At 67.5% G+C, this 26,474-nt stretch carries 27 protein-coding genes; 13 read left to right on the top strand and 14 right to left on the bottom strand.

The features are described from left to right. Positions 1-128: 128 nt before the first annotated feature. The 7 genes from IEY68_RS24110 to IEY68_RS24080 all read right to left on the bottom strand — a co-directional run bounded on the left by IEY68_RS24110 (position 129) and on the right by IEY68_RS24080 (position 6,094). On the bottom strand, positions 129-458 hold the full coding sequence (locus IEY68_RS24110; protein WP_062999628.1) for an alpha/beta hydrolase: 330 nt from the start codon (positions 456-458) through the stop codon (positions 129-131). A gap of 395 nt (positions 459-853) precedes the next feature. Further along, complete coding sequence (gene groL / locus IEY68_RS24105; RefSeq protein ID WP_062999626.1) at positions 854-2,479, bottom strand: chaperonin GroEL; 1,626 nt, start codon at positions 2,477-2,479, stop codon at positions 854-856. 274 nt (positions 2,480-2,753) lie between these two features. After that, positions 2,754-3,047 (bottom strand): DUF222 domain-containing protein, encoded by a 294-nt coding sequence (locus IEY68_RS24100; protein WP_030524663.1) that lies wholly within the window; start codon positions 3,045-3,047, stop codon positions 2,754-2,756. Between the two features lie 168 nt (positions 3,048-3,215). Continuing rightward, on the bottom strand, positions 3,216-3,983 hold the full coding sequence (locus tag IEY68_RS24095) for a Clp protease N-terminal domain-containing protein (RefSeq protein ID WP_062999621.1): 768 nt from the start codon (positions 3,981-3,983) through the stop codon (positions 3,216-3,218). A gap of 60 nt (positions 3,984-4,043) precedes the next feature. Then, a complete protein-coding gene (locus IEY68_RS24090) occupies positions 4,044-4,967 on the bottom strand; it encodes a CDP-alcohol phosphatidyltransferase family protein (protein WP_062999619.1) in 924 nt (307 codons plus the stop codon). Beyond that, positions 4,967-5,692 carry a phosphatidylserine decarboxylase gene (locus IEY68_RS24085; protein ID WP_062999617.1) on the bottom strand — a complete coding sequence of 242 codons (726 nt, stop codon included), beginning with the start codon at positions 5,690-5,692 and terminating at the stop codon, positions 4,967-4,969. Before IEY68_RS24085 ends, IEY68_RS24090 begins: the two co-directional genes overlap by 1 nt. Before the next feature lie 141 nt (positions 5,693-5,833). Next, positions 5,834-6,094, bottom strand: coding sequence for a GlsB/YeaQ/YmgE family stress response membrane protein (locus IEY68_RS24080; protein WP_062999615.1), 261 nt, complete (start codon positions 6,092-6,094; stop codon positions 5,834-5,836). A 259-nt stretch (positions 6,095-6,353) separates the two neighbouring features. Between IEY68_RS24080 and IEY68_RS24075 the strand changes: the two genes are divergently transcribed. After that, complete coding sequence (locus IEY68_RS24075) at positions 6,354-7,400, top strand: beta-ketoacyl-ACP synthase III (protein ID WP_062999613.1); 1,047 nt, start codon at positions 6,354-6,356, stop codon at positions 7,398-7,400. On the opposite strand, the gene IEY68_RS24070 is transcribed toward IEY68_RS24075, so the two are convergent. Then, positions 7,375-7,827, bottom strand: coding sequence for an SRPBCC family protein (locus IEY68_RS24070; protein ID WP_062999611.1), 453 nt, complete (start codon positions 7,825-7,827; stop codon positions 7,375-7,377). The genes IEY68_RS24075 and IEY68_RS24070 overlap by 26 nt on opposite strands. 200 nt (positions 7,828-8,027) lie before the next feature. On the opposite strand from IEY68_RS24070, the gene IEY68_RS24065 reads away from it, so the two are divergent. From IEY68_RS24065 to mnhG, 9 genes are all read left to right on the top strand, one after another. Next, positions 8,028-8,222 (top strand): hypothetical protein, encoded by a 195-nt coding sequence (locus tag IEY68_RS24065; RefSeq protein ID WP_189094472.1) that lies wholly within the window; start codon positions 8,028-8,030, stop codon positions 8,220-8,222. A 608-nt stretch (positions 8,223-8,830) separates the two neighbouring features. After that, the gene (locus IEY68_RS24060) at positions 8,831-9,295 is read left to right on the top strand and encodes a hypothetical protein (RefSeq protein ID WP_062999609.1); all 465 of its coding nucleotides are present in this window, start codon (positions 8,831-8,833) and stop codon (positions 9,293-9,295) included. A gap of 142 nt (positions 9,296-9,437) precedes the next feature. Further along, positions 9,438-11,690: an AAA family ATPase gene (locus IEY68_RS24055; protein ID WP_229718953.1), complete on the top strand. Its 2,253-nt coding sequence runs from the start codon at positions 9,438-9,440 to the stop codon at positions 11,688-11,690. A gap of 161 nt (positions 11,691-11,851) precedes the next feature. Further along, positions 11,852-14,650, top strand: a complete 2,799-nt coding sequence (locus IEY68_RS24050) for a Na+/H+ antiporter subunit A (RefSeq protein WP_058855280.1) — start codon at positions 11,852-11,854, stop codon at positions 14,648-14,650. After that, complete coding sequence (locus tag IEY68_RS24045; RefSeq protein WP_058855281.1) at positions 14,640-15,020, top strand: Na(+)/H(+) antiporter subunit C; 381 nt, start codon at positions 14,640-14,642, stop codon at positions 15,018-15,020. Before IEY68_RS24050 ends, IEY68_RS24045 begins: the two co-directional genes overlap by 11 nt. Then, positions 15,017-16,612 carry a Na+/H+ antiporter subunit D gene (locus IEY68_RS24040; RefSeq protein ID WP_058855282.1) on the top strand — a complete coding sequence of 532 codons (1,596 nt, stop codon included), beginning with the start codon at positions 15,017-15,019 and terminating at the stop codon, positions 16,610-16,612. The genes IEY68_RS24045 and IEY68_RS24040 overlap by 4 nt, the downstream gene beginning before the upstream one ends. Next, on the top strand, positions 16,609-17,172 hold the full coding sequence (locus tag IEY68_RS24035) for a Na+/H+ antiporter subunit E (RefSeq protein WP_058855283.1): 564 nt from the start codon (positions 16,609-16,611) through the stop codon (positions 17,170-17,172). The genes IEY68_RS24040 and IEY68_RS24035 overlap by 4 nt, the downstream gene beginning before the upstream one ends. Continuing rightward, positions 17,169-17,429 (top strand): monovalent cation/H+ antiporter complex subunit F, encoded by a 261-nt coding sequence (locus IEY68_RS24030; protein WP_058855284.1) that lies wholly within the window; start codon positions 17,169-17,171, stop codon positions 17,427-17,429. Before IEY68_RS24035 ends, IEY68_RS24030 begins: the two co-directional genes overlap by 4 nt. Beyond that, positions 17,426-17,767, top strand: a complete 342-nt coding sequence (mnhG, locus tag IEY68_RS24025) for a monovalent cation/H(+) antiporter subunit G (RefSeq protein ID WP_058855285.1) — start codon at positions 17,426-17,428, stop codon at positions 17,765-17,767. Before IEY68_RS24030 ends, mnhG begins: the two co-directional genes overlap by 4 nt. Here the strand turns inward: mnhG and IEY68_RS24020 are convergent. The 5 genes from IEY68_RS24020 to napA form a co-directional block, all read right to left on the bottom strand. Further along, on the bottom strand, positions 17,733-19,163 hold the full coding sequence (locus tag IEY68_RS24020; RefSeq protein WP_082681403.1) for a phosphatase PAP2 family protein: 1,431 nt from the start codon (positions 19,161-19,163) through the stop codon (positions 17,733-17,735). The two genes, mnhG and IEY68_RS24020, sit on opposite strands and share 35 nt — an antisense overlap. Before the next feature lie 88 nt (positions 19,164-19,251). After that, a complete protein-coding gene (locus IEY68_RS24015; RefSeq protein ID WP_058855286.1) occupies positions 19,252-20,397 on the bottom strand; it encodes a glutamate--cysteine ligase in 1,146 nt (381 codons plus the stop codon). Between the two features lie 28 nt (positions 20,398-20,425). After that, positions 20,426-21,121: a superoxide dismutase[Cu-Zn] gene (sodC, locus tag IEY68_RS24010; RefSeq protein WP_058855287.1), complete on the bottom strand. Its 696-nt coding sequence runs from the start codon at positions 21,119-21,121 to the stop codon at positions 20,426-20,428. 122 nt (positions 21,122-21,243) lie between these two features. Beyond that, positions 21,244-21,804: a LytR C-terminal domain-containing protein gene (locus IEY68_RS24005; protein WP_058855288.1), complete on the bottom strand. Its 561-nt coding sequence runs from the start codon at positions 21,802-21,804 to the stop codon at positions 21,244-21,246. 94 nt (positions 21,805-21,898) lie between these two features. Next, positions 21,899-22,246 (bottom strand): nucleoid-associated protein NapA, encoded by a 348-nt coding sequence (napA, locus tag IEY68_RS24000; protein WP_058855289.1) that lies wholly within the window; start codon positions 22,244-22,246, stop codon positions 21,899-21,901. Between the two features lie 248 nt (positions 22,247-22,494). Here napA and IEY68_RS23995 point away from each other — a divergent pair, with 248 nt between their 5' ends. The 3 genes from IEY68_RS23995 (at position 22,495) to IEY68_RS23985 (ending at position 25,481) form a co-directional block, all read left to right on the top strand. Further along, positions 22,495-23,085, top strand: coding sequence for a peptide deformylase (locus IEY68_RS23995; protein WP_058855290.1), 591 nt, complete (start codon positions 22,495-22,497; stop codon positions 23,083-23,085). Next, on the top strand, positions 23,075-24,082 hold the full coding sequence (locus IEY68_RS23990; RefSeq protein WP_058855291.1) for an N-acetylglutamate synthase, CG3035 family: 1,008 nt from the start codon (positions 23,075-23,077) through the stop codon (positions 24,080-24,082). The genes IEY68_RS23995 and IEY68_RS23990 overlap by 11 nt, the downstream gene beginning before the upstream one ends. Before the next feature lie 583 nt (positions 24,083-24,665). Further along, entirely contained in the window at positions 24,666-25,481 is an 816-nt protein-coding gene (locus IEY68_RS23985; RefSeq protein WP_058855292.1) for an exodeoxyribonuclease III, read from the top strand. Positions 25,482-25,487: 6 nt separating this feature from the next. Here the strand turns inward: IEY68_RS23985 and IEY68_RS23980 are convergent, their stop codons facing one another. Continuing rightward, positions 25,488-26,066: a Uma2 family endonuclease gene (locus IEY68_RS23980; protein ID WP_229718952.1), complete on the bottom strand. Its 579-nt coding sequence runs from the start codon at positions 26,064-26,066 to the stop codon at positions 25,488-25,490. Positions 26,067-26,474: the final 408 nt, after the last annotated feature.

Below are 26,474 nucleotides of genomic sequence, written 5' to 3'. Positions count from 1 at the left end.
CGCCACGTCCGGCACAACATGACCGATCGGACCCTACGGTAATCTCCGAAAATTGCCACCCTTGTGAATTTTCTACCACTGGTTGTCTGCCCGGAGGCCTCCTGCCGGGCGCCCGTCACTTTCCGAGCTCACCCGGCGCCGGACTCGGCCAGCTTCGTCCACTGATCGAAACTGGTGGGGATGGCTGCGCCAGGTGGATGAGCGGGGGGTGAGCCGGTCGGAAAGAGAGCTAGATCTTCCCGACCGGACAGCCATGCGTAGGCACCCGGCCTGGTCTCCATCGCACCCAGATGACCGACGTCGCCGCCGGGAACCGTATACACTCGAACCTGTTCCGGCGGTAGCTGTTCGGCTATCTTGTGCGCATGGGTGGAGGGTGTGAGTCCATCTCCGCTCGCGGTCCAGATCATGGTCGGGCAGTTGATGTCACCGAGGTCGAACCCCCAGGGTGTGCCCATACAGGTTCTCAGGTCCTCTTTCCACGCCGCGTCGCCCTTCGAGTCGAACAGCAGACCCCTGCAGACCCCTGCAGACCGCTGCGGTCCGGCCGAACTCAGCGAACGATGAACCGCTCCAGCCGGCCGCTGAGAACTTCCACGTCCACATCAACCAACACCGCTGCAACACTGGAGAACCGGGGCACCATCCAACCACGAATTATCGACGTCGGCCGGTTGCTCTGCGGCTTTGTCGATCACGGGCCGGCATCCCCCGCACACACCGCTGCGGCGCGGCTCACCCGGCCCGGAATCGAGAAGCCGGTGGATGAGAACTACCCCCCCTACAGACCGAGGGCCGGTCCACCCGGAGGTGGACCGGCCCTCGGTTCGAAAGGGTTGCCGGGTGGCGGGACTCAGAAGTCCATGCCGCCCATGCCGCCGGTCGGATCGGCCGGGGCGGCCGAGGCCTTCTCCGGCTTATCGGCGACAACGGCCTCGGTGGTGAGGAACAGGGCCGCGATGGACGCCGCGTTCTGCAGGGCCGAACGGGTGACCTTGACCGGGTCGGCGACGCCGGCGGACAGCAGGTCCTCGTACTCGTTGGTCTGGGCGTTCAGACCGCTGCCGGCGGGCAGGTTGGAAACCTTTTCCGCGACGACACCGGGCTCGAGACCGGCATTGAAGGCGATCTGCTTCAGCGGAGCCGACAGCGCGACCCGGACGATGTTCGCGCCGGTGGCCTCGTCACCTTCGAGCTTCAGATCGTCGAGCGCGGGGGCAGCCTGCAGCAGGGCCACGCCACCACCGGCGACGATGCCCTCTTCGACGGCGGCCTTCGCGTTGCGCACGGCATCTTCGATGCGGTGCTTACGCTCCTTGAGCTCGACCTCGGTCGCGGCGCCGGCCTTGATGACCGCAACACCGCCGGCCAGCTTGGCCAGACGCTCCTGCAGCTTCTCCCGGTCGTAGTCCGAATCCGAGTTCTCGATCTCGGTGCGGATCTGCGCCACGCGGCCCTGGATGGCCTCCGCGTCGCCCGCGCCCTCGACGATGGTGGTCTCGTCCTTGGTGACGACGACCTTGCGCGCCTGGCCGAGCAGCTCGATGCCGGCGGTCTCCAGGGAGAGGCCGACCTCTTCGCTGATGACCTCACCACCGGTGAGGATGGCGATATCGGCGAGCTGGGCCTTGCGACGGTCACCGAAGCCCGGGGCCTTGACGGCGACGGACTTGAAGGTGCCGCGGATCTTGTTCACGACCAGGGTCGACAGGGCTTCGCCCTCGACGTCCTCGGCGATGATCAGCAGCGGCTTACCGGCCTGGATGACCTTCTCCAGCAGCGGCAGCAGATCCTTGACGGTGGAGACCTTCGAGCCGACCAGCAGCAGGTAGGGATCCTCGAGGACCGCTTCCTGACGCTCGGGGTCGGTGACGAAGTAACCCGAGATGTAGCCCTTGTCGAAGCGCATACCCTCGGTGAGCTCCAGCGACAGACCGAAGGTCTGCGCCTCTTCGACGGTGATGACGCCTTCTTTGCCGACCTTGTCCATGGCCTCGGCGATCAGCTCACCGATGGACGAGTCACCGGCCGAGATACCGGCGGTAGCGGCGATCTGCTCCTTGGTGTCGATCTCCTTGGCGGAGTCGAGCAGCTTGGCGGTGACGGCCTCGACGGCCTTCTCGATGCCACGCTTCAGGCCCAGCGGGTTCGCGCCGGCCGCGACGTTGCGCAGGCCCTCGCGCACGAGCGCCTGGGCGAGCACGGTGGCGGTGGTGGTGCCGTCGCCCGCGACATCGTCGGTCTTCTTGGCGACTTCCTTGACCAGCTCGGCGCCGATCTTCTCGTACGGGTCCTCCAGCTCGATCTCCTTGGCGATGGACACACCATCGTTGGTGATCGTGGGGGCGCCCCACTTCTTCTCGAGCACGACGTTGCGGCCCTTCGGCCCCAGCGTCACCTTGACCGCGTCGGCGAGGGCGTTCAGACCCCGCTCGAGGCCGCGACGGGCCTCTTCGTCGTACGCAATTGTCTTGGCCATTGCGGTGAGATCCTCCAAGTAATGAGGCTGACACACAGGATGACCACATTGTCGGGTCACCCTTTAGCTACGCTTGTGGCCAGGCTCGGTGCCCGCGACGGACGACCAGGGGTGTCGTGGTACCCGATCTCACCGTCCCGACCTTGGCACTCTCCGGTCGGGAGTGCCAAAGCCATTTTTAGCACTCGTCGGTGCCGAGTGCAAGGTCGATCGGCGCGAGCCCGCACCGGACGTCCATCGAACCCCGGTGTCGGCGGCCATCGATCACGAACCCTCAGAGGCTGTCGGTAACCCGCAGGGCAAGGGCCAGAAAGGCATCCGCGCGCCGCTCCTCCGGCGTCCGCGGTTCCCCCTCGTCGATGGTGACGAATTCGGCATCGTGCAGCAGCAGCTCGGCCTCGACCCGCATGATGGCGCGAATGAACGGCGGTGCGACCTCCGGCGGTAGATCACCGTTGACCACATAGCTCCCGTCCGACAACGATTCGGTCGATACGTAGGTCAATGCGCGCAGCAGATCGTCCCGGTGCTCACCGGCCACCAGGTCGGAGTCCGTTTCATCCGCCATTGCTATAGGTTACCGGGACACCGGCGTGGATCGGGTGCACCGCAGCCCTCTCCTGCGGGGACACCGATTCGCGGGCGGACAGCACCCGCACGAAGATCACGACGGACCGGCCCGAGTGGCGATATCGCGCGGCCGACAGAGTCCGGACACCCCCGCCGGCGCGCATTCTCACTCCTGGGCGGCCACGATCTGCTGGAGGAGTTCGATCAACCGGGCCTCGAGCAGATCCTTGCGCAGCCCGGAATCGCTCAGGATCCCCGTGCCGTTCTCCTGCTCCAGGATCGCGAGCAGGATGTGCTCGGTGCCGATGTAGTTGTGCCCCAGCCGCAGAGCTTCCCGGAATGTGAGCTCCAGCGCTTTCTTCGAATCGGCACCGAACGGAATCAGTCCGCCCATCTTCCCGGTGGCGGTAACGGCCTCGAGCTCCTCCGGTGAAATCGCCGTACCCGGCTCCGCGCCCGAGGCGGTGACCGCGGCATTACCCAGATCGACCGGCGAGACCCCTTGGTCGACGATCAACCGCACAGCCAGACCGTCACCCTGACTGAGCAGGCCCAGCACCAGGTGAGCGAGGGAGATCTCGGCACTGCCGCTGATGTTGGCGGCCTCCTGCGCGGCGACCACCACCACCCGCGCGCGCTCGGTGAATTTCCCGAAACCCGCGTTCGGGTCTATCTCGGCGGCCGGATCGCCCGGCGCCTTGGGCACGAATCGCTTCTGCGCCGCCTGCTTGCTGACGCCCATACTCGCGCCGATCTCGGTCCAGGAGGCGCCGGAACGGCGAGCCTGGTCGACGAAATGGCCGATCAGATGGTCGGCCAGCTCGCCGAGCCGGCCCGCGGTGACCACCGCGTCGGCGAGTTGGTCCAGGGCATTGTCGGGCCGGGCCCTTTTGATGACCTCGATGAGATCATCCAAACGTACTGAGGAAGTCATGCGTCAACTATAGGTTGACGCATGATGATCGTCAACCAAAGGTTGACGATTGCCCTCGGTTCAGTTCCGCCCGCCGGGCCGGCGCAACCGCAACCGCGAATCACCACGCACCACCGGCCGGCGGATATCGGGCCGCCGCAGTACGGGCCGGCGGATCTCCGGTCGGCGCAGTACGGGCAACCGGCGGTCGGCCCGGCGCTGCGCACGACGCTCGGACGGTTTGTATTGCCAGGTCTCGGGACGGGCGGCCACCCAGCGTTGCGAATACCAGGCGAACGGGATATGCCCCAGGTACACCACGATCAGTACGAGCAGCAGCACGATCGGGTAGGTGATCAGCGCGGCCCCGGCCAGCGCGACCAGCACCAGCAGACCGGCCGCGGCCTGTGGGGCCACCGACACCGATTTCAGGGCCAGGGTCGGAATGGTGCTCACACACAGCGCGGCGGCGAACACTGTCCACGCCGCGACCACCGGAAAACTCGTCCACCAGCCGTCGCCGAACTGCACGAACACCGCGATCGGAGCCATGGCTATGAGCGCCCCCGCGGGCGCCGGGACGCCGACGAAGTACTCCCGCGCCCAATCCGGGCGGGTGTCGTCGTCGAGCAAGGTGTTGAACCGGGCCAGACGCAATACGACGCTCACCGCGAACAGCAGCGCGATGATCCACCCCGAACCACTGCTCTCACCGTTGAACAGCACCACGTAGAGCACCAGGGCGGGCGCCACCCCGAAGGAGATGGCATCGGAGAGCGAATCCAGCTCCGCACCGATCTTGGTGGTCGCCGACAGCAAACGGGCCAGCCGGCCGTCCAGCGTATCCAGTACCGCGGCGGCGCCGATCATGGCGAGCGCGATCTTCAGTTCGCCCTCCAGTCCGAACTTCACCGCGGACAAACCCGAGCAGAGCGCCAGGATCGTGACGATACTGGGCAGCAGCCGGATGGATCGGCGCCGCCTGCCTTCGATGACCTGCTCCATCACGCGTCCGCCGACGGCAGGACCGCCAGCACCGTCTCCCCCCCGATCGTGCGCTGCCCGATGTTCACCAGCAGTTCGGTACCGGCCGGGAAATAGGTGTCCACGCGGGAGCCGAACCGGATCAGACCGTAGGTGTCGCCGATGGTGATCCGATCGCCGGGCGCGGCGTCGCACACGATCCGACGCGCCAGCAGCCCGGCGATCTGAACCACCACGAGCTGCTGCCCGTCGGGGGTGTCGATCAGCATGCTGCTGCGTTCGTTGACCTCGCTCGCATCGGCCAGATCGGCGGATTTGAACTGTCCGCGCCGATACTGCACATCACGCACCACACCCGAGACCGGCGTCCGCTGGACGTGGACGTCCAGCACCGACAGGAAGATGCTCACCCGGGGCAGCGGCTGATCGCCGAGACCGAGTTCGGCCGGGGGCGTCGCCGTATCGACCAGCGCCACCTCACCGTCGGCCGGTGCCACCACCACGCCGGGCCGGTTCGGGGGCACGCGGTGGGGGTGCCGGAAGAAGGCGGCGCTCGCCGCGGCGGCCGCGACCGCGAACCGGCGCACCCAGCGGCGGCGCCGACCGAGAACCGCGATGCCCAGCGGAACGGCCACGAAGGGCAAACCGGCCGGATGCAGCGGCGGGATCGTGCTGCGCACCAGATCGACCAGATGGGCCGGACCGGTGGTTTCCGGTGTGCCGGGCGGAGTGGGACGGCGTGCCACTTATTCCTCTTTCGTACTCGGTTCGATCCACGCGGACCAGAGTGGCGACCGGTCACCGCGCGGGTACCGGCCGAACCTGTCGGCGCAAGCGTTCACACCCTACGCCGAACAGGCCCGTGGCACCGGGTGCCGAACCGAGGGCTACCTCCGTACGACCAGTTTCACCAGGAACAACAGAATGACGGCACCGGCCAGACAGGTGAAGAAGCTGAACCACCAGCCGGCACTGTTCACGTCGACACCGAATACCGAGAGCAGGAAGCCGCCGAGCAGGCCGCCGACGATACCCACCACGATATTGAGCAGAATGCCCTGTTGAGCATCGGTTTTCATAATCTTACTGGCGATCCACCCGGCGATACCGCCGATGAGGATCCAGCCGATGATGCCGAGACCGAGCATGAGTTGTTCCTCGCTTGTTCTCCGGTGGCACGTCCGCGGCTGCGGGACGCGTACGGCCGCAATACCCGGACCCGGTCTCGATAACCCCGTCGATTATCGAATATGCGATGCCGGCGGGCGGACATGGAGATAATATGAGGGTGCCTCATGTCTCCGGATTGCCCAGTGGTCGCCCCCACGCGGCCGGCGGGTGAGGAATCCACATCGAAATCGGGTCAACCCTCGCGGCGGAGCGGCCGCAGGTACATAGGAGAAGCACATGGCTACTCAGATCGCCCAGACGACCGGGGCGCAGCACACCGCGATCCTGGGGCTGGGCGTGTACCGTCCGGCGCGAGTCGTGACCAACGACGAGGTGGCCGGACCGATCGATTCCAGCGACGAGTGGATTCGTACCCGTTCGGGTATCCGCACCCGCCGGTTCGCCGATGAGACAGAGACCATTCATTCGATGAGCGTGGCCGCCTGTCGCGGCGCCCTGGATTCCGCCGGAATCGCCGGCGATCAGGTCGACTGCGTAATCGTGGCCACCTCGACCCATCTACTGCTGACTCCCGCGGCCGCGCCGCGGATCGCCACCGAACTCGGCACGGACGGCGCCGCCGCCTTCGATATCTCGGCCGGCTGCGCCGGGTTCTGCCACGGCCTGGCCATGGCCTCCGACCTGGTGCGCGCGGGCACCGCGTCCCATGTGCTCGTCATAGGCGTGGAAAAGCTCAGCGATACAGTCAACCCGGCCGACCGCGGTACGGCCTTCCTGTTCGCCGACGGCGCGGGTGCCGTGGTGGTGGGCCCGGCCGAGGAGCAGGGCATCGGGCCCACCGTCTGGGGTTCCGACGGCACCCAGCACCGGGCCATCCGCCAGGACAAGGACTGGGTCGAGTTCTTCGCCGAGATCGAGGAGAAGGGCACCGACGCCGTCCGTCCCTATCTGGCGATGGAGGGCACTGCGGTCTTCCGCTGGGCCGCGCATTCGCTGGAGAAGGTCTGCCGCGACGCCATCGACCGGGCCGGCCTGTCCACCGACGACCTCGACGCCATGATCCCGCATCAGGCCAACGGCCGGATCATCGAGATCATGGCGCGGGTGCTGAAACTGCCGGAGAACTGCGCGCTGGCCAACGATATCGAGGAGACCGGCAACACTTCAGCAGCCTCGATTCCGCTGGCGATGGAGACCATGCTGCGTACCGGGCAGTCCGAGCCGGGCGATACCGCGCTGCTCATCGCCTTCGGCGCCGGACTCTCCTACGCCGCCCAGGTCGTAACCCTGCCGAAGTTCAGTTCGTCTCGACCGCTGTCCTGATCTTCGCGAGGGATTCGTTCATTCCGCGTACCAGGTCCTCCTCGAACGCCGCCTCCCCACCGAGCACCGCATCGATCAGGGTTCGTGATACCCAGGTGGTGCCGTTGGGGACATCGCGGCGTTCGACCACCCGGGTTCCCTCTTCGGTGGGCTCGAGGGTGTAGGTCCACACCGTCCGGTTCTGGGTGATCCGGAAGGCCAGCGCACTATCCTTTTCGTAGCGCAGGATGCGCGAGGTGGTCGGCCAGAACTTCCACCCGTCCCGATTGAGGTTGACCGTCAGCGTGCCCGCCTTCGGCCGGCCGATCGGGATCATCCGCACGCACTGGGGGCTGAACTCCGGCATCCGGCTCGGGTCCGCGAGCACCGCCCAGACCCGTTCCGGCGGTGCGGCGATATCGATACTGGCTTCCAGATTTTTCGGCAACGTTGCCTCCGGGTAGATGAAACTCCAAGTATCAGAAAGGGTAGCGATTGGCGACGGCTCGGTCACATTTTCCCTCGTCGAGTATCGATATCGCCGATCCACAAGCAGAATCGATTGCGGGACCCCATCGGTTGCCGTACACGCCACCGCAAGCAAGACACGTCGCCAGCAAACATACAGCTACCGTAAGGTGATGGGCCGTGAACCTTCGCTCGCTATTGCGCCGCCAGACCACCGAGGGACTGCCACAACTCCCGGCACTCGAACCCGGTGATCCTCCCGGAAACGCCAAGATAGACGAACGGCTGGAACGACTGCTCACCCCCACCGAACTGGATATGGTGCTACACGAATTTTCTGCCCCGCCTCCGGCGGGCGGGGCGGGGCCCTATTAACCCCGGTTCTTCACTCCTTCGCTCAGTCGCTGCGCTCCTTCGCTACGTCGCTCCAGAACCGGGGCGGGCCCCGCCACTGAGGTGGACCATCCGTAGAAGACAGAAGGACGGGAAAGCATCCGGATCGAGACATCCACGCTGACGCAACCCACGTGAGTCGAGTTTTACGAGACACCTTCAAGGGTTGAGGCCCGTCTCGCCGTTCAGGCCTCGAAAGCGCATGAGCCGAAGGCTCGAGTCTCGAGGCCTGAACGGCGAGACCGAGGGGGCCTCAACCCCGCGACGCCGCAGGCGGCGCCAAAAAACACAGCACCTTCACGAGCAAGCCCACCTCGCACCTCCCACCTCCGCGAGCAAGCCCACCCCAACCTAAACAAGCTGCCCAACCTGCGAAGACGTCGCAGCCAACCATCCACGCAGGTCTGCGTTTATTCGCGGCGCCTGCGGCCTCGGTGGGCGGGCCCCTCCGGAGTAGACAGAAGCTTGCAGCGTTCGAAGGGGCAGGCGAAAGTGCCTCTCGACCTTCGTCCCCGGGCCGCCACGCACCACCCGGTACGCTGCTGGTCGCGCCGGAGGCTCCGGCGTGGCTGACCACCGGGGAATGCGTTATGAAGCGAATCTCAACTGTTGTCGTCGCCGCTGCCGCCACCGCGGCGCTGGTGCTGTCGGGTTGCTCGTCGGAGGAGGAGCCGGCCGAGGCGTCGGGTCTGCGCAAGAACACCGCGACCGCGCAGACGGCACCGCAGACGGAATCCGGCGAGAGCGCCACCACCGAAACCACCGCGCCCGGTGACGAAGGTACCCAGGTGTCGGAAACAACCGAACCCGATGAGGATTCCGCCGCCGACGCCCCCGCCGCGAACCGTCCCTCCGACACCACCTGCGGCCAGTTCAAGGAGCTCGACGAACCGCAGCAGCAACAACTGATCGGCCAGATCCTCGCCGACAATCCGGACAGCGCGTTCGTGGGCAATCCCAATGCCGCACTCGGGACCGCGAAACTGGTCTGCAATTCCGAGAAACTGGCCGATCAGAGGGTCGCCGTGGTCGCGGGCATCGTCGTCGACGGATAAGTCCGGGTCCGCCCGCGGCCGAAGCCACTCGCCGGCTCGGCCGCCGATCCCCGAGACCGCGTTACCGTCGTCGAGGCGATGATCCGACCCCGTCACCAGGGCCCCGCCCCCGCAGTGCGGAAAGCGGCGCAGAATGGGCATCGTGGCCGAGTTGGCGTTGACCGTCCGTCTGAATCCATCCGCCGCCGATGCCCGGCGCGGAGTGGTCCGATTGCATCCCGAGGCGCTCACCGCTCTCGGATTACGCGAATGGGACGGTATCTCACTCGTCGGTACCCGCCGTACCGCCGCGGTGGTGGGCCGGGCGCCCGCCGGCACTCCGGCCGGTACCGCGCTCCTCGACGATGTGACCCTGTCCAATGCCGGACTGCGCGAGAACGCGGGCGTCGTGATCGCACCGGCCGTGGTGTACGGCGCCCGTTGTATCCGGGTGAGCGGTTCCCGGCATGCGACACAGTCGATTCCCGCGGCGACGCTGCGTCAGGCGCTGCTGGGCAAAGTGGTGACCGTGGGCGATACGGTATCGCTGCTACCCCGGGAGCTGGGGCCGGATATCCCGTCGTCGGTGGCCAGTCAGGCATTGTCCCGCGCGTTCGGAATCGCCTGGACCTCCGAGCTGCTCACCGTGGTCGCCACCGAACCCGCCGGTGCGCCGGTGAGCGTACAGCCGAATACCGCGGTCGAGTGGACCGCGGGGGTGGTCGCCGGCGATGAGCCCGTTCCGGTTCGGGTGAACGAGCGTCCGGGCCCGGGTCAGCCGCTGGCACCGAGCCATCCGGAAACGATTGTCGGCAGCGAGATGCCCGGGGCCGTCCCGGTCGAGAAGGCCCCGTACACCGAGCTGAAGGTGGAGGATCTGGCCGGCGCGCAGCAGCAGGCGGCGAAGCTGGCGGAATGGCTGAGTCTGGCATTGGACGAACCCGAGCTGCTGAAGGCGCTGGGCGCGACCCCGCGCCTGGGTGTGCTCATCACCGGTCCGGCGGGGGTGGGTAAGGCCTCGCTGGCCAGGGCGGTCGCGGCGCCGCGGCGGATCGTGGAGTTGGACGGCCCGGCGGTGGGAGCCGCGGAGAGCGGGGCGCGGTTGCGCGCGGTCGCCGCCGCGGCCGCGGCGGCGGGTTCGGGTCGCGGCGGGATTCTGCTGGTCACCGATATCGATGCGCTGCTGCCCGAACCGGCCGAACCGGTGGCCACACTGATCCTGGATCAACTGCGGGCCGCGGTGGCCGAACCGTGTGTGGCGCTGCTGGCCACCACCGCGCATCCGGCGGCGATCGACCGGCGGCTGCGGGCGCCCGATCTGTGCGACCGGGAGCTCGCGCTGGCGCTGCCCACCGCGGCGATACGCCGGGCACTGCTCGAGCAGTTGCTGCGCAAGGTGCCGACGGGTGAGCTGCGGCTGGACGAGATCGCATTGTCCGCGCCGGGTTTCGTTGCCGCCGATCTCGCCGCATTGTGCCGGGAGGCGGCCCTGCGGGCGGCCGCGCGGGCCAGCCGCGACAGCACCGAGCCACAGCTCGAACAGGAGGATCTCAGCGGGGCGCTGGAGGTGATCCGTCCGCTGTCACGCTCGGGCACCGAGGAATTGGCGATCGGCAGTCTCGGTCTCGACGATGTGGGCGATATGGCAGAGACCAAGCAGGCGCTGACCGAGTCGGTGCTGTGGCCCCTGCGACATCCCGATTCGTTCGCGCGGCTCGGGATCGAACCGCCGCGCGGGGTGCTGCTGTACGGCCCGCCCGGCTGCGGGAAGACCTTCCTGGTGCGGGCGCTGGCGGGAAGCGGCCAGTTGAGCGTCCACACCGTCAAGGGTGCGGAGCTGATGGACAAATGGGTGGGATCGTCCGAACGCGCGGTGCGCGAGCTGTTCCAGCGAGCCCGTGATTCCGCGCCGTCGCTGATCTTCCTCGACGAAGTGGATGCGCTCGCGCCGCGACGCGGCCAGAGTTCCGATTCCGGGGTGGGCGACCGCGTGGTGGCGGCGCTGCTGACCGAGCTGGACGGAGTGGAACCGTTGCGCGATGTGGTGGTCGTGGGCGCCACCAACCGCCCGGATTTGATCGATCCGGCACTGCTGCGGCCGGGCCGGCTCGAACGACTGGTGTTCGTTCCGCCCCCCGGCGCCGACGCCCGGGAGGCGATTCTGCGCACCACCGGCCGCGCGGTGCCACTGGCGGAGTCGGTGGATCTGGCCCGGCTGGCCATCGATCTGGACGGTTTCTCCGCCGCGGACTGCGCGGCACTGCTGCGCGAAGCGGCGTTGTCGGCCATGCGCCGTGATGTGGATGCCGCCGATGTCACGGCCGCGGATATCGCCGCCGCGCGCCGGGCGGTACGGCCTTCGCTGGACCGTGAGCAGGTGGAGTCGCTGCGCCGGTACGCGGAGTCCCGCTACTGACCCGATTCCGATCTGTCCGTTATGCCTGACCTGGTCGAACAGTTGCCCGAGGGTAGCCGGGTACGAGGGGCGAACCCTTAATCTGTACGATTGTCCCAGTTCGTGCTCGCATATGATGAGCGCGCAATACCCCGCCGCCCCGACCCCGACGGAGGTAACGCTTGCTCGCCATCCTGCTCGCACACGCCCTGGCCGCGCTGATAGCGCCCTCCGCTGTGCGAGCACTCGGCCGCAATGCGTTCTACCCACTCGCGCTGGTACCGCTCGGTAGTCTCGGCTGGGTCGTCGCCCACTGGAACGACGAGATCCAGGTCCGGCTGCCGTGGGCGCCGACCATCGATCTGTCGCTGGACCTGCGTTTCGATTCGCTGGCGACCGTGATGAGCGCGCTGGTACTGGGTATCGGCGCCCTCGTACTCGCCTACTGCGCCCGTTACTTCACCGACGGCGAACCGAAGCTGGGCTCGTTCGCGGCCTGGCTGGTCGCCTTCTCCGGAGCCATGTTCGGCCTGGTCACCAGCGACAACATGTTGCTGCTTTTCACGTTCTGGGAAGTGACCACCGTCCTGTCGTTCCTGCTGGTCGGGCACAACTCCGACAGCGTCCCGGGACGCCGTGCCGCCCTGCAGGCGCTGCTCGTCACCGGCGCGGGCGGCCTGGCCATGCTGGCCGGGATCGTGATCCTCGGACAGTCCTACGGCAGCTATCTGCTCTCGGACCTGCTGGCGGCCGAACATCCGCCGGGCGGTATCGCGATCCAGGTCGCGATCGGACTGGTGCTGGTGGGCGCGCTGAGCAAATCCGCCATCGTGCCGCTGCACTTCTGGTTGCCCGGCGCCATGGCCGCACCCACCCCGGTGAGCGCTTACCTGCATGCGGCCGCCATGGTGAAAGCGGGTGTCTACCTGATCGCCCGCCTCGCGCCCGCCTTCGCCGACGCACCGGTCTGGCGACCGCTGGTCCTCACTCTCGGCCTGGCATCGATGCTGCTGGCCGGGCTGCGCGCCCTCCAGGTGACCGACCTGAAACTGGTCCTCGCCTTCGGCACGGTGAGCCAGCTGGGCTTCCTGGTGGTGATGGTCGGTCTGGGCACCCCGGATGCCGCGCTCGCCGGTATCGGTCTGATCGTGGCGCACGCCCTTTTCAAGGCAGCCCTGTTCTTGGTGGTCGGCATCATCGACCACGGGGCAGGCACCCGTGATCTGCGCGAACTCTCCGGATTGGGGCGCCGCGCACCGGTCCTCCTCGGTGCCGCGTCGCTGGCCGCGCTGAGCATGGCGGGGATACCGCCGCTCTGGGGCTTCGTAGCGAAGGAATCGGCGCTGGCCGCTGAGCTCGACGCCGAGCCGCTCTCCCTCACCGTGCGGCTGCTGCTGGGCGCCGGTCTGGTGCTCGGGTCCATGCTCACCGTCGCCTACAGCGCGCGCTTCGTCTGGGGCGCCTTCTCCGACAAACCCGGGGTCCCGGTCCCGGGATGGCACGCGCCCGGCGCCGGACTGATCGCGGCACCGGTCGCGCTCGCCGTGGGCTCGCTGGCCGCCGGACTCGCCGCGCCCTGGATGGACGGCCTGCTGGCACCGTACGCCGAAACCCTGCCGGGCGAGCTGACCGAGCATCTCCAGCTCTGGCACGGCTTGACCTGGCCGCTCGCACTCACCGTCGTCATCATCGCCGGCGGCCTCGCCCTGTTCTCGGTGCAGGACCGGTTCGGCGAATCGGCCACCCTGCTCGGCAACGCCGACCGCGGTTACGACACCGCCCTGCGGGCGATGGACCGGCTGTCGCTGAAGATGACCACTTCGGTACAGCGCGGTTCGCTCCCACTGAACCAGGCGATCATCCTCGGCACGCTGGTCATCCTGCCCGCGGTGGTCCTGGCCGTCGGGACGCGCACCGGTGTGGAACTGCGGCTGTGGGATTCCCCGCTGCAGCTGGTGATCGGCGCGATCATGATCGCCATGGCGCTGGGCGCGACCGTACTGCGCAACCGCTTGGCAAGCGTGCTGGTCGTCGGGCTCACCGGCTACGGCTGCGGTGTCATCTTCGCCCTGCACGGTGCCCCCGACCTCGCCCTGACCCAGTTCCTGGTGGAGACCCTCACCCTGGTGGTCTTCGTCCTGGTCCTGCGTGCCTTCCCTGCCGAGATCGGCCCGGAACAGCAGACGGGTTTCCAGGTCGGCCGGGCCGCCATCGCCATCGCGGTCGGGATCGCGGTCCCGGTCCTGGCGGCGTTCGCCGGCGCGGCGCGCAATGCGCAGCCGATCTGGGAACGTATACCCGCGGCGGCCTACGAATTCGGCGGCGGCAAGAACGCGGTCAACGTCCTACTGGTCGATATCCGTGCCTGGGACACCCTCGGCGAGATATCGGTCCTGGTCGTCGCCGCGACCGGCGTCGCCTCACTGGTATTCCGCAGCCGCCGGTTCGGCGCGGCACCACGCGCGGCCGACGCCCCGAACTACAGCCCGGGCAAAGTGAGCTGGCTGCCCGCCGGGCGGCTGGTGGACCGCCGGGACCGGTCGATGGTCCTGCAGATCACGACCCGCCTGGTCTTCCCGACCATCATGGTCCTGTCGGTGTACTTCTTCTTCTCCGGTCACAACGCGCCCGGTGGCGGTTTCGCCGGCGGCCTCATCGCCGGTCTGGCACTGGTACTGCGCTATCTCGCCGGCGGTCAGTACGAACTCGGTGAAGCACTGCCCGTCGAAGCCGGGCATCTGCTCGGTGCCGGACTGATCCTGGCCGCGGGCACCGCCACGGCATCACTGGTGCTGGGGTATCCGCCGCTGTACTCGACCATCGTGGAGGCCTCGGTACCGCTGCTCGGTCACATCAAATTGGTAACCTCGCTGTTCTTCGATCTCGGCGTGTATCTGATCGTGGTGGGCCTCATCCTGGATGTGCTGCGCAGCCTCGGCGCGCGCCTCGACGACGAGCTGGTGCAGGTATATGACCGCTAATCTCACCCTTCTGATCGTGGTCGGGATCCTGATGGCCTGCGGGGTGTACCTGCTGCTGGAACGGACCGTATCGAGGATGCTGCTCGGCATCCTGCTGTTCAGCAACGCGGTCAACCTGCTGATCCTGACCATGGGCGGACCCGGCGGAGCGCCGCCGATCCAGGGCGCGAGCGATGCCGATCACGACACCATGGCCGATCCACTGGCGCAGGCGCTGGTGCTGACCGCGATCGTCATCACCATGGGAGTCTCGGCGTTCGTCCTGGCGCTGGCGTACCGCTCCTACATCCTGACCACGAGCGAAAAAGTCGAGAACGACCCGGAGGATGTCGGGATCGCCGCGCGCCCGCCGGAGGAACCCGAAGAATGAGTCTGTCGCACGATCTGCTCGCCACCTTCGCGCCGCTGCCGGTACTCATTCCGCTGCTGGCCGCCGCCCTGACCCTCGTCGTCGGACGCAGTCCGCGAGTGCAGCGGGTGCTGGCGACCGTCGCGCTGAGCTGCGCCGTCGCCGTCTGCGGTGTGCTGCTCTATCTCGCCGACCGCGACGGAACGGTCGCCGTTCAGGTCGGCGGCTGGGAGACCCCGATCGGTATCACGATCGTGGTAGACCGCCTTTCCGCCGCCATGCTGCTGGTCTCGGCGATCGTGCTGCTCGCGGTCGCGCTCTACGGCGCCGGCCAGAACATCGCCGACGCCCAGGCCAAACAGCCCACCTCCATCTTCTGGCCCACCTACCTGGTGCTCAGCGCGGGTGTGGCGATGGCGTTCCTGGCCGGTGATCTGTTCAACCTGTTCGTCGGTTTCGAGATCCTGCTGGTCGCCTCGTTCGTGCTGCTCACCCTGGGCGCGACCGCGCAGCGTATCCGAGCCGGGGTGTCCTATGTGATGGTGTCGATGGTGTCGTCGCTGATCTTCCTGATCGGCACCGCCGTCGTCTACGGCGCCACCGGAACCCTGAACTTCGCGCAACTGTCCCTGCGGATGGATGCGATCCCCGACGGGATCCGCCAGGCCGTGTACGCCGTGCTGCTGGTCGCGTTCGGGATCAAAGCGGCGGTCTTCCCGCTGTCGAACTGGCTGCCCGATTCCTACCCCACCGCTCCGGCGCCGGTCACCGCGGTCTTCGCGGGCCTGCTCACCAAGGTCGGCGTGTACGCGATCGTGCGAACCCAGACCCTGATGTTCCCCGACGGCGGTTTCGACAATTTGCTGCTGATCACCGGACTGCTCACCATGCTGATCGGGATCTTCGGCGCCATCGCGCAGAACGATATCCGGCGACTGCTGTCGTTCACCCTGGTCAGCCATATCGGGTACATGATGTTCGGGGTCGGGATCGCCAACGCGGTCGGGCTTGCGGGCACGGTGTACTACATCGCGCATCACATCCTCGTGCAGACCGCGCTGTTCCTGGTGGCCGGCCTGATCGAACGGCAGGCGGGTTCGACCTCGCTGCGCCGGGTCGGCGGATTGGCCGCCGCCAGCCCGATACTGGCGGGCCTGTTCCTGATCCCCGCGCTGAATCTCGGCGGGATACCACCGTTCTCCGGTTTCATCGGCAAGGTCGCGCTGCTCCAGGCCGGCGCACAGAACGGCAGTTCGCTCGCCTGGATCCTGGTGGCCGGGTCGGTGGTCACCAGCCTGCTCACGCTGTACGTGATGGCCCGGGTGTGGAGCAAGGCGTTCTGGCGGCCGCGGGAACAGGCGCCGGACGGCCATCTGGTGGCCGCGACCCTGCCGTCGCTGGTGGAGGACAACACCGACATGCTCTACGACGAGCGCACCGACCCGGGGCGGCTACCGGCCATGATGGTGTTGCCGACCGCCGCGCTGGTCGCGGTCGGGTTGGCGCTCACCGTCTGGGCGGGCCCGGTGCTGGGTATCGCCGACCGCGCCGCGGCCGAACTACAGGACCGCGCGAGCTATATCGGCGCGGTCCTGGGCGGGGGGACGAAATGACCGCGCTACGTGAACTGGTGAACCGCGACAATGTGCTGCGGGTCGGCATCCTGATCTGGTTGACCGTGGTGTGGGTGGCGCTGTGGGGGCGGGTCAGCATCGCCAATGTCGCGGCCGGGCTCGCGGCCGGTGCGATCATCATGGTGGCCCTTCCGCTGCCCCGGATCCCGGTGCGCGGGCGGCTGCGACTGCTACCGCTGCTGAAACTGGCGGCGGTCAGCGTCTACTACGGGCTCGAATCCAGCCTTCAGCTGGCCTGGTTCGCACTGCGGCCCGTGCCGCCCCCGGTCTCCGGCGTGCTGAAAGTCCAGTTCGCCTTCAAATCGGACCTGGTCCTGGTGCTGTGCACCAACCTGCTGAACCTGATCCCGGGCACCATGGTGCTGGAACTCGACCGCGAACAGTGCGTGGTCTATGTGCATGTCATCGATGTCAGCAGCGAGGAGGCGGTGGCGAAGTTCTACCGCACCATCCGGGTGGTGGAAGGTCTGCTGATCGACACGTTCCAGCGGCGCGCCACCCCGCTCCCACCGCAGACCGGCCAGGAGGTGACCCAGTGATAGTCGTGGCCGTGGTGGCCGCGGTCCTGCTCAGTGCGGCCGCGTTGATCACCGGATATCGCATACTCGCGGGCCCCGATACCCTCGACCGCGTGGTCGGGATCGACTCCATCATCGCGATGGCGATCTGCGGACTCGCGGTATGGGCGGCCTACAGCCGCGATACCAGCGTGGTGCCCGCCATCGTCGCGCTGTCACTGGTGGGCTTCCTCGGGTCCGCCGCCGTCACCCGCTTCCGGGTCCGGGACGACCGATGAGCACGGTACTCGACTGGATCTCCGGCACCCTCATCATCTTCGGCGCACTGCTGGCGCTCACCGCGGCGATCGGGATCGTCCGGTTCCCCGACACCCTGCTGCGTATGCACTCCGCGACCAAACCTCAGGCCATCGGCCTGATCTCGGTGCTGACCGGCACCTGTATCCGGGTCTACGACGATCCGAATGTCTGGATGCTGGTCCTGGTCGGACTGTTCACCCTGCTCACCGCGCCGGTGATCGCCCACCTGATCGGCCGTACCGCCTACCGGGAGCAGTCGCACCGCAAGGATCTGCTGGTGGTCAACGAACTCGAGGACGAACTGGATCAGCCGTGATCCCGTCCGGCCCGACCACCGTCGTATCGAGCGGATCGGCGGTGGCCGTCACCGCTTCCGCCGATTCGGCGGGCAGGGTCGCGGCCGCGGGCTCCGCCGGCCGGTCGGCGCGGCGCCGGGCGAACCAGGTGGCATGGAAACCCGCGGCCAGCGCGGCGAGCAGCGCCGAGACGATCGATCCCGCGACCACCGGATAGTCGGCCATGTGCACCGCGAGATACCGGTAGCCCAGCAGCAGCGTCACCAGTACCATCGCCCCACCGGCGACCAGGCGGATCCGGAACCAGCCCCAGCCGCGTTCCGGTTCCCGCAGCGCCGATTCCACGGTCAGGCAGAGCACCGCACCGGCGACCAGATCGACCCCGTAGTGGTAGCCGAATCCGAGGGTCGCGGCCAGCGTGCACAGCAGCCAGAACATCCCACCCCAGCGCAGCCAGGTCGGGGCGAGCGAACCATCGGCGTTGCGACGGGTGTGCAGAAACAGCGCCAGCGCCCACGCGGTGTGCATGGACGGCATACAGTTGCGCGGCGAGAACGAGTCGAAGGCGATCGCTTCCGGTGCCCGATCGAGCGGCGGCACCACATTCGGCCAGAAATTGCCCAGCTGGAAACCGTTCCCGTCGACCCCGTAGGCGAATATCGGCCCGACCACGGGGAACAGGATGTACACCAGCGGCCCCACCAGGCCCAGCACCAGGAAGGTCCGCACCAGATAGTGGTTCGGCCACCGGCCGGCGGTCACCACCGACCGCAACTGCCAGACCGCCACTACGATGGCCGCCGCGGGCAGTTCGATGTACACCCAGTGCAGCACGGCGTCGGGTAGCGGACCCAGGGTCTCCAGCACCCGGCCCATCACCCAGGCCGGATCGCCGAGGGCATGATCGGCGAGCATCACGTACTGGTCCAGCACCTGCGGCCGCACATCCGCGGTGATATGCAGCCAGACGTCACCCACCTTGGTCGCCAGGACCAGCAGCGCACCCAGCGCGGCGGCGTGCAGCGCATCGCGCCGTTCGATGCCCGTCCAGCGCAACCAGGCCACCAGCGCCAATGCGGTGAGCACGAGAACCGGTCCGTTACCGACCGTGAACGGCCCGCCCATCAGCACGCGCGCTCCCGCGAAGGCGAGATCGATCACAACGGCCGCCCCGAACGCGATCACCCGGCGCCGGGCCGAGATCCCGACCAGCGCCAGGATCAGGCCGGCCCAGGGCACGGTCATGGATTTCGGAGTGCCGACGTAGTCGCGGGCCAGGCTCGTCAGCGGCCCCTCGTACCCCCGCCATACCGCCACCCCTTGCAGCACCAGCAGCAGCACCGGCACCGCCGCGACGGCGGCGACCCGAATCCCCCTTCGCGGCACCGATCTGCGCGCCGCTGCTCCGGCTCCCATATTCGGGTTTTCGACTAGCACCCGCCTATCGTAAACGGCACGTGAACGGCAGGTCACCGGGCTGCTGAACAGCAGCGGACCGGATAGGTCAGCTGCCGAGTTCGCGAACCAGTGCGTCCACCACCGCGATCAGGTCCCCCTGGGACGCCGCGGCCACCTGCCGCTGTCGCTGATAGTTGGCCCCGCGCCGCGGAATATCGGCGACCGCGGCGAGTTCGGCCGCACAGCCGAGCCGCTGCGCGGTCGGCTCCAGCCGGTTCAGCAGCTCCTCGAGATCCTCGGTGACCAGGCGCTCCCGGTTGTCGTCGCCCACGATCACGATGGCGTCCAGCCCGTAACGGGCGGCCCGCCATTTGTTCTCCTGCACATGCCAGGGCGGCAGTGTGGGCAGCGTCTCACCGCGTTCCACCTTGTCGTCCAGGTACACGATGAGGGAGTGGATGAACGCCGCCAGCGCGGCCAGCTCCGCCCGGTTGGAGATACCGTCGCAGATACGCACCTCGATGGTGCCCCATTTCGGCGCGGGCCGGATATCCCAGTGCATACCGCCGAGCTGTTCGAACACACCGGTTTTCATCTGGTCGTGCACATACCGCTCGAACTCGCCCCAGTTCTCGAACTGGAAAGGTAGTCCCGCCGTGGGCAACTGCTGGAACATCAGCGCACGATTGCTCGCATACCCGGTGTCCGAGCCCGACCACATCGGTGAGGACGCGGACAGCGCCAGCAGATGCGGATAGGACAGCAGCAGGGCGTTCAGGATCGGAAAAACCTTCTCCCGGTGGGAGACTCCGACGTGGACGTGCACGCCCCAGATCAGCATCTGCCGCCCCCACCACTGGGTGCGTTCGATCAATTCGTCGTAATGTTCGGAACGGGTCAGCTGCTGAGTGGACCACTGCGCGAACGGATGTGTGCCCGCGCAGAACAGATCCACCCCGAGTCCGTCCGCCGCCCGGCGCACGGTGTCCATGGTGCCCGACAGATCCTGCAGGGCCCCACCGACGGTTTCGTGCACTCCGGTGACCAACTCCACGGTATTGCGGAGCAGTTCCTTGCTCACCTGCGGCGTGCCGTCGTGCGCGCGCAACTCACCCACCGCGTCGAAAACCGCAGCCGCGGTATTGGACAGATCGCGACTCGTCTTATCGACGAGCGCGATCTCCCATTCGATACCGATGGTCGGCCGGGGCGATCCACGGAATGGCACCGGATCGATCCGCGCCCCACCCATATCGCCCCTCCGCTGTCGCGCGTCTGTACTAGCCGCCGATGACGCCGCAGGCGACCCGGCCGCCTGCGTCACCGGTGCTCATCGTCTGCTGGTCCGGGCCGGTGCCGCCCTCACGGCTGTAGCGGTCCGGGATATTGGCGAAGTTGTCGGAACCGGCGTGCACGATCAGCGCCTTGCCCTGGATATCGCTCAGGGTGACCGTGTCGGTGGTGGTCACCAGGTAGCCGTGGCCGTCCTTGCGCACCTGCAGCGAGGACAGATCACCGCTGGCCGGGTGGCCGGTGGCACCGCCGACCTGCAGATGTCCACCCGCGGACAGGAAGTCACCGGGCGCACCACCGGCGGGCGGGGCCGAATTCGCCTCGCATTTACCGTCCTGGTGGATATGCAACCCGTGGAAGCCGGGGGTGAGACCGGTCGTATCGACGGTGATCCGCAGATGATTGCCGTCCTGGGCGATATTCGCGGTCCCGATCTTCGCGCCGCTCGGCGACTTCAGCTCGACCTCGGTACCGGAACCGGCCGGGGTGTCCTGCTCCTCGCTGTGCTCACCGTGCTCGCCCGCGCCGGCCGGTGCCGGGGATGACGTCCACACCGGCGGAGTCGTACCCGCCACATCGCTGGATTCCTGACTGTTCGTGCAGGCAACGAGGCCGAAAGCCGCGACAGCCAGCACCGGCGTCACGCTACGCCAAGACGGGCGACGAGAAGTGGACGGTGCCATCTGGGAACTCCTTTACGAGTACCGAGTTTACGGACAGAGCGTTTCGACAACGATCTTTCGACGCATCAGATGATGCCACGGCCTCTGTATCCGCCCGGGGCACCCCCGACCTCCGGCCGGGATCACCGGCCGGTCACCACCACGACGATCCCGGAACCGTCACCCAGTCCCGGGATCATGGGTGCGGCGGTGGCACCGATATCCGCGGCGACCGCGGCGGCGGTCTCCGCGTCACCGGGCGCGCTGCCGTAGTACACGGTGGTGGCCGCGAGAGTGGTCGCGGCGTAATTCCCGGTCGTGGTATTGGTCCAGCCACGTGCCGTGAGATCGCTCGCGGTCGTGGATGCCAGCCCAGCGACCATGCTGTTGTTGAGCACCCGGATCGGTACGGACCGATCCACACCGTCGGCCGCCGCGGTAGTCGTGGGTGCGACGGCGGTCGTGGTCGAGGACCCCGCGTCCGCTGTAGTGGGCGCAACCGCCGCGCTGGTGGTGGCGCGCGGCGCGGCCAGGGCGGTCGTCGACGATGCCGTCCCGGCACCCTCGGTGTTGTCGGAGCTCTCGGAATCGGCGCTCGACAGCGACATCGCGCCCAGACCGGCGAAAACGATCGCCAGGGCGATCAGAACCATTGCCGTCGCGCGCAGCGGCGGTCCACCGGAGCCAGGGTTCGAATTGCTCACCCGCCCGAGCCTAGCGCCTGCTGTGTTTATTTGCCCCGCCTGCGGCGGGGCGGGTCGGGGCCGGTATTTTCGGCGCCGCCGCCGGCGTCGGCCCTCAGACCTGGAAACCGAGCTTTCGCGCGGCGCGTGATTTCTGCCGGCTGGCGCGCAGCCGGCGCAGGCGCTTCACCAGCATCGGGTCGACGGCCAGCGCTTCGGGCCGGTCGATGAGGGTGTTGAGGACCTGGTAGTAGCGGGTCGGCGACAGCGCGAACAGTTCGCGGATGGCCTCTTCTTTGGCGCCCGCGTATTTCCACCACTGCCGCTCGAAAGCCAGCATCTCGTGTTCGCGGCGACTCAGGCCGCTCTCGGGATCTCGGGCCGCTTCGGAATTCGTATTCTCTGTATTGGCCGGAGGACTGCCCTGGATTGCGGAAAGATCCCGCGCTGCTGCGCCGTCCATCTTGCTCCTCGCCGAGTTACCACCGGACGCGATCGCCGTCTGAAGGACACGATCAGGTCACCGTGTTACTGCCTTGCGATATTCAACCACGCCGCTCGGGTGAGCGCTGCCGTCGATGTCCGGCGTGTCCGGGACGGTGGTACCAGAAGACTCACCGGGACCCGTCGCACCTGCCCGGACCCGCGAGGGCGACCGCACAGAGCAGGCCCTTTTCACAGCCCGGCACCGACCCCAATAAGCTCGTATCCATGTCAATCCTGCCCATCGTGATCGTCGGCGATCCCGTGCTGCACAGCCCCACCGCGCCGGTGACCGAATCGCCGGCGGAACTGGCCGGGCTGATCACGGATATGTACGAGACCCTGGACGCCGCCAACGGTGTCGGCCTCGCCGCCAACCAGGTCGGAGTGTCCAAGCGTCTCTTCGTCTACGACTGCCCGGACCAGGCCGAGGACGGCACGGTGACGCGGCGGCGCGGAGCCGTGATCAACCCAGCGCTGGAGACCTCGGCGATCCCCGAGACCATGCCGGATCCCGATGACGACGAAGAGGGTTGTCTGTCGGTACCGGGAGAGCAGTACCCGACCGGCCGTGCCGATTGGGCCAGGGTCACCGGAACCGACGAGCACGGCGAACCGGTCACGGTGGAGGGCACCGGTTTCTTCGCCCGCATGCTGCAGCACGAGGTCGGTCATCTCGACGGCCACCTCTACATCGACGTGCTGGTCGGACGTCATGCGCGAGCGGCGAAGAAGGCGGTCAAACGCAACGGCTGGGGCGTCCCCGGCCTCGACTGGCTACCCGGCAACGACCCGGACCCCTTCGGACATGACGACTGACCCGCACGAGCCCGACGACGATATCCCGATCACCGATATCCCACTCGGCGAACGGGTCGTGGTGCGCTATCGACTGCCCGAGGGCAGCAGTCCGCCGCTGACCGATGTGATCGGCGAGGTGGTGGAGACGAATCCGCTCACCGTCCTGGCCGCCGACGGGCATCCGGTGATGATCCCGGCCGCCAGCGTGGTGGCGTTGAAATCGTTGACGCCCAGGCCGATTCGCACCTCGGAGATCCGTGCGCTGGAAACCGCGGCGGCCTTCGGCTGGCCCGGCTCGGAATACGCCTGGATCGACGGGTGGCTACTGCGCGCCGGCCACGGTTACACCCGTCGAGCCAATTCCGCTGTGCCCATCGGTGATTCGAGCGGGCCCGCCCGGATCACCCCGGATACCCTGCATCGGATCGGTGCCTGGTACGCCGCCCAGGGGCTACCACTGCAACTGGCGCTGCCGGACCGGCTGGCCACTGTGCCGTCGGGTTGGAACAGCTGGGGTGAGACCCGGGTCCTCGGCATCGATCTGGAAAATTTCGTATTACCCCAGGGCCCGTCCATGGTGCGAATCGCTCCCGAACCCGATATCTCCTGGCTGGAGATCCACCGTTACCGCGGCGACGAACCCAGCGGCCACACCGCCACAGTGCCGCTCCCCGAGGTGCTCTCCGCCGTACACGACGGACAACTGGGATTCGCCTCGCTGGGCCTGCCCAATCCCATCGCCATCGCCCGTGGCGCCCTCACCGCCGCCTCGGACGGCCGCCGCTGGGTCGGCCTGACCTGCGTGGCCGTCGTAGCCGCCCATCGCCGGCACGGCCTGGCCGCACTCGTCTGCGGTGAACTGCTGCGCTGGGGCCACGATCGTGGCGCAACACATGCGTACGTGCAGGTAGAGGCCGGTAACGTCGATGCCCTGGAACTGTTCGGCGAACTCGGTTTCGTCGATCACCACAGCTACCGCTACGCCGTCCCCGGCAGCTCCGGAACCACCCTGTAGCGCCGTCGCGACCGGCCGAGGTCCGATACCCGCCGGTTCCGGAGCGACGAAGCAAAGGAACGCACTGCACCGGCCGATCGAGATCCGTCCGCAACGACTCCTCCCGCGCCTGGTCGACGCGAGGACGACCGACCCCGTTACGCAACCGCGGTGGGCAGGGCCGTCCAGTAGCAGCGGACCCTCGAGCATCTACAGTGGTTCGGGCCGAACCTGCCGGTCGAGGCGCACCTCCGCCCCCACCTTTCGCCCATTCCGGATGGTCCGCCTCCGTGGTCGAAGCCCGCCCCCGCCCTGGAGCGAAAAGGCGAAGAAACACAGCGACAGACCGCGCCCAGTCGGGCCGTCCGACGTCAGGCGACGATCGAGCATTTACAGTGGTCCGGTCCGACCCCTGCCGGTCGAGACGCACCTCCGCTCCACCTTCCGTCCACTCCGGATGGTCTGCTTCCATGGCGGGGCCCGCCCCGGTTCTGGAGCGACGTAGCGAAGGAGCGCAGCGACTGAGCGAAGGAGTGAAGAACCGGGGTTGATAGGGCCCCGCCCCGCGGCGCCGCAGGCGCCGCCATGAACACAGAGGTTTTCTTTGCGACTGGCCACCTGGAATGTCAACTCGATCCGCTCTCGGCAGGACCGCGTACTGGCCTGGCTGGATCGCCAGGATATCGACGTGCTGGCGCTCCAGGAGACCAAGTGCCGCGACGACCAGTTTCCGTTCGAGCGTTTCACCGAGGCCGGGTACGAGGTGGCGCATATCGGGCTGAATCAGTGGAACGGGGTGGCGATCGCCTCGCGGGTGGGGCTCGACGATGTGGAGATCGGGTTCCCGGACCAGCCCGGGTTCGACCGTGATGCCGCCGATACCCTCATCCCCTCGCCGACCGTCGAAGCGCGGGCCCTGGGCGCCACCTGTGGCGGAGTCCGGGTGTGGAGCCTGTACGTGCCCAACGGCCGGGCGCTGACCGATCCGCATTACGAGTACAAGCTCGCCTGGTTGGCCGCGCTGCGCGATAATGCCGCTCGTTGGCTCGCCGCCGATCCGCAGGTGAAGACGGCACTGGTCGGGGACTGGAATATCGCGCCCACCGATGACGATGTCTGGTCGCCGGAGTTCTTCGCCGGTAGAACCCATGTGTCGCAACCGGAACGGGACGCGTTCGACGCGATGGTCGATACCGGTTTCACCGATGTGATGCGGCCGTTCGCGCCCGGTCCCGGGGTGTACACGTATTGGGATTACACCCAGCTGCGGTTTCCCCGGAAAGAAGGGATGCGCATCGATTTCGTGCTGGCCTCCCCGGCCCTGGCGGCGACGGTCACCGATGCCGGGGTGGACCGGGAAGAACGCAAAGGCAAGGGTGCCAGCGATCACGCCCCGGTGATCGCCGAATTCACCGACTGACCCGCGCTACAGCCAGTCCGCGAGCGGATCGGTGGCCAGGAAGACCCCGAGCGGCTCCGGGATTTCGATATCGGTGCCGAACGGTACGGTCACCTTGGTGCTGTAGCGCCCGTCTTCCGGCTCGCTGTACACGCTCACCTCCGCGGCACCGCGGTCGATCAGGAAGTAGAGCGGGATACCCGTGGCCGCGTAGAGGAACGGTTTGTCGAGCCGGTCGCGGAGTTCGGTGTGCTGGGCCCGCGAACTGATCTCGATGGTCATGAAGACCGGCTGCGGATCCGACCATTCACCCTCACCGGCGAAGGCCGACGCGGGCGCGAGTATCGCATCGGGCCGTACCCGGCTGCCACCGTTACGCCCGGCCCGCAGGCCGCGATCGGCGAAGAGCCACAGTTCGGAGCGGCGCGGCACCAGGAATCGCGCCAGCCACTGCACGACCCGGGTGTGGTTGGTATCCGGTCGCGCCTTCGCGGCCAGTAGGCCGTTCAGATATTCGAGCCGCAGCCCTTCGGAAATCCGCTGAGCAGCCGAGTCGAGTTCTTCGAACTCGTCGGCGGTCATCAGCGATCCATGCGAGAGGGTCACGGATAGACCCTATCGCTCTGTGTTTATTTGCGCCGCCTTCGGCGGCGCGGGGCGGGGCCCTATTAACCCCGGTTCTTCACTCCTTCGCTCAGTCGCTGCGCTCCTTCGCTACGTCGCTCCAGAACCGGGGCGGGCCCCGCCGTCGAAGGCAGACCATCCGGAGTAGACGGAAGGTGGGTGTGGAAGTGAACCTCGAACAGCATGGGTGGGCTCCCAACACTGTAAGTGCTCAATGGTCGCCGATCTCTGGACAACCGACGGCACATCGCACATCGCATGGGATCGGTCGCCGCGCTCCTTCACTCTGTCACTCCAGAACCGGGGCGGCACCCCCGCCTACCAGGGTGGACCATCCGGAGTAGACGGAAGGTGGATGTAGAAGTGAACCTCGAACAGCATGGGTGGGCT

It is taken from the genome of Nocardia jinanensis, from assembly GCF_014645735.1.
Lineage (GTDB): Bacteria > Actinomycetota > Actinomycetes > Mycobacteriales > Mycobacteriaceae > Nocardia > Nocardia jinanensis.
This window is presented reverse-complemented; position numbering and strand designations above follow the sequence as displayed.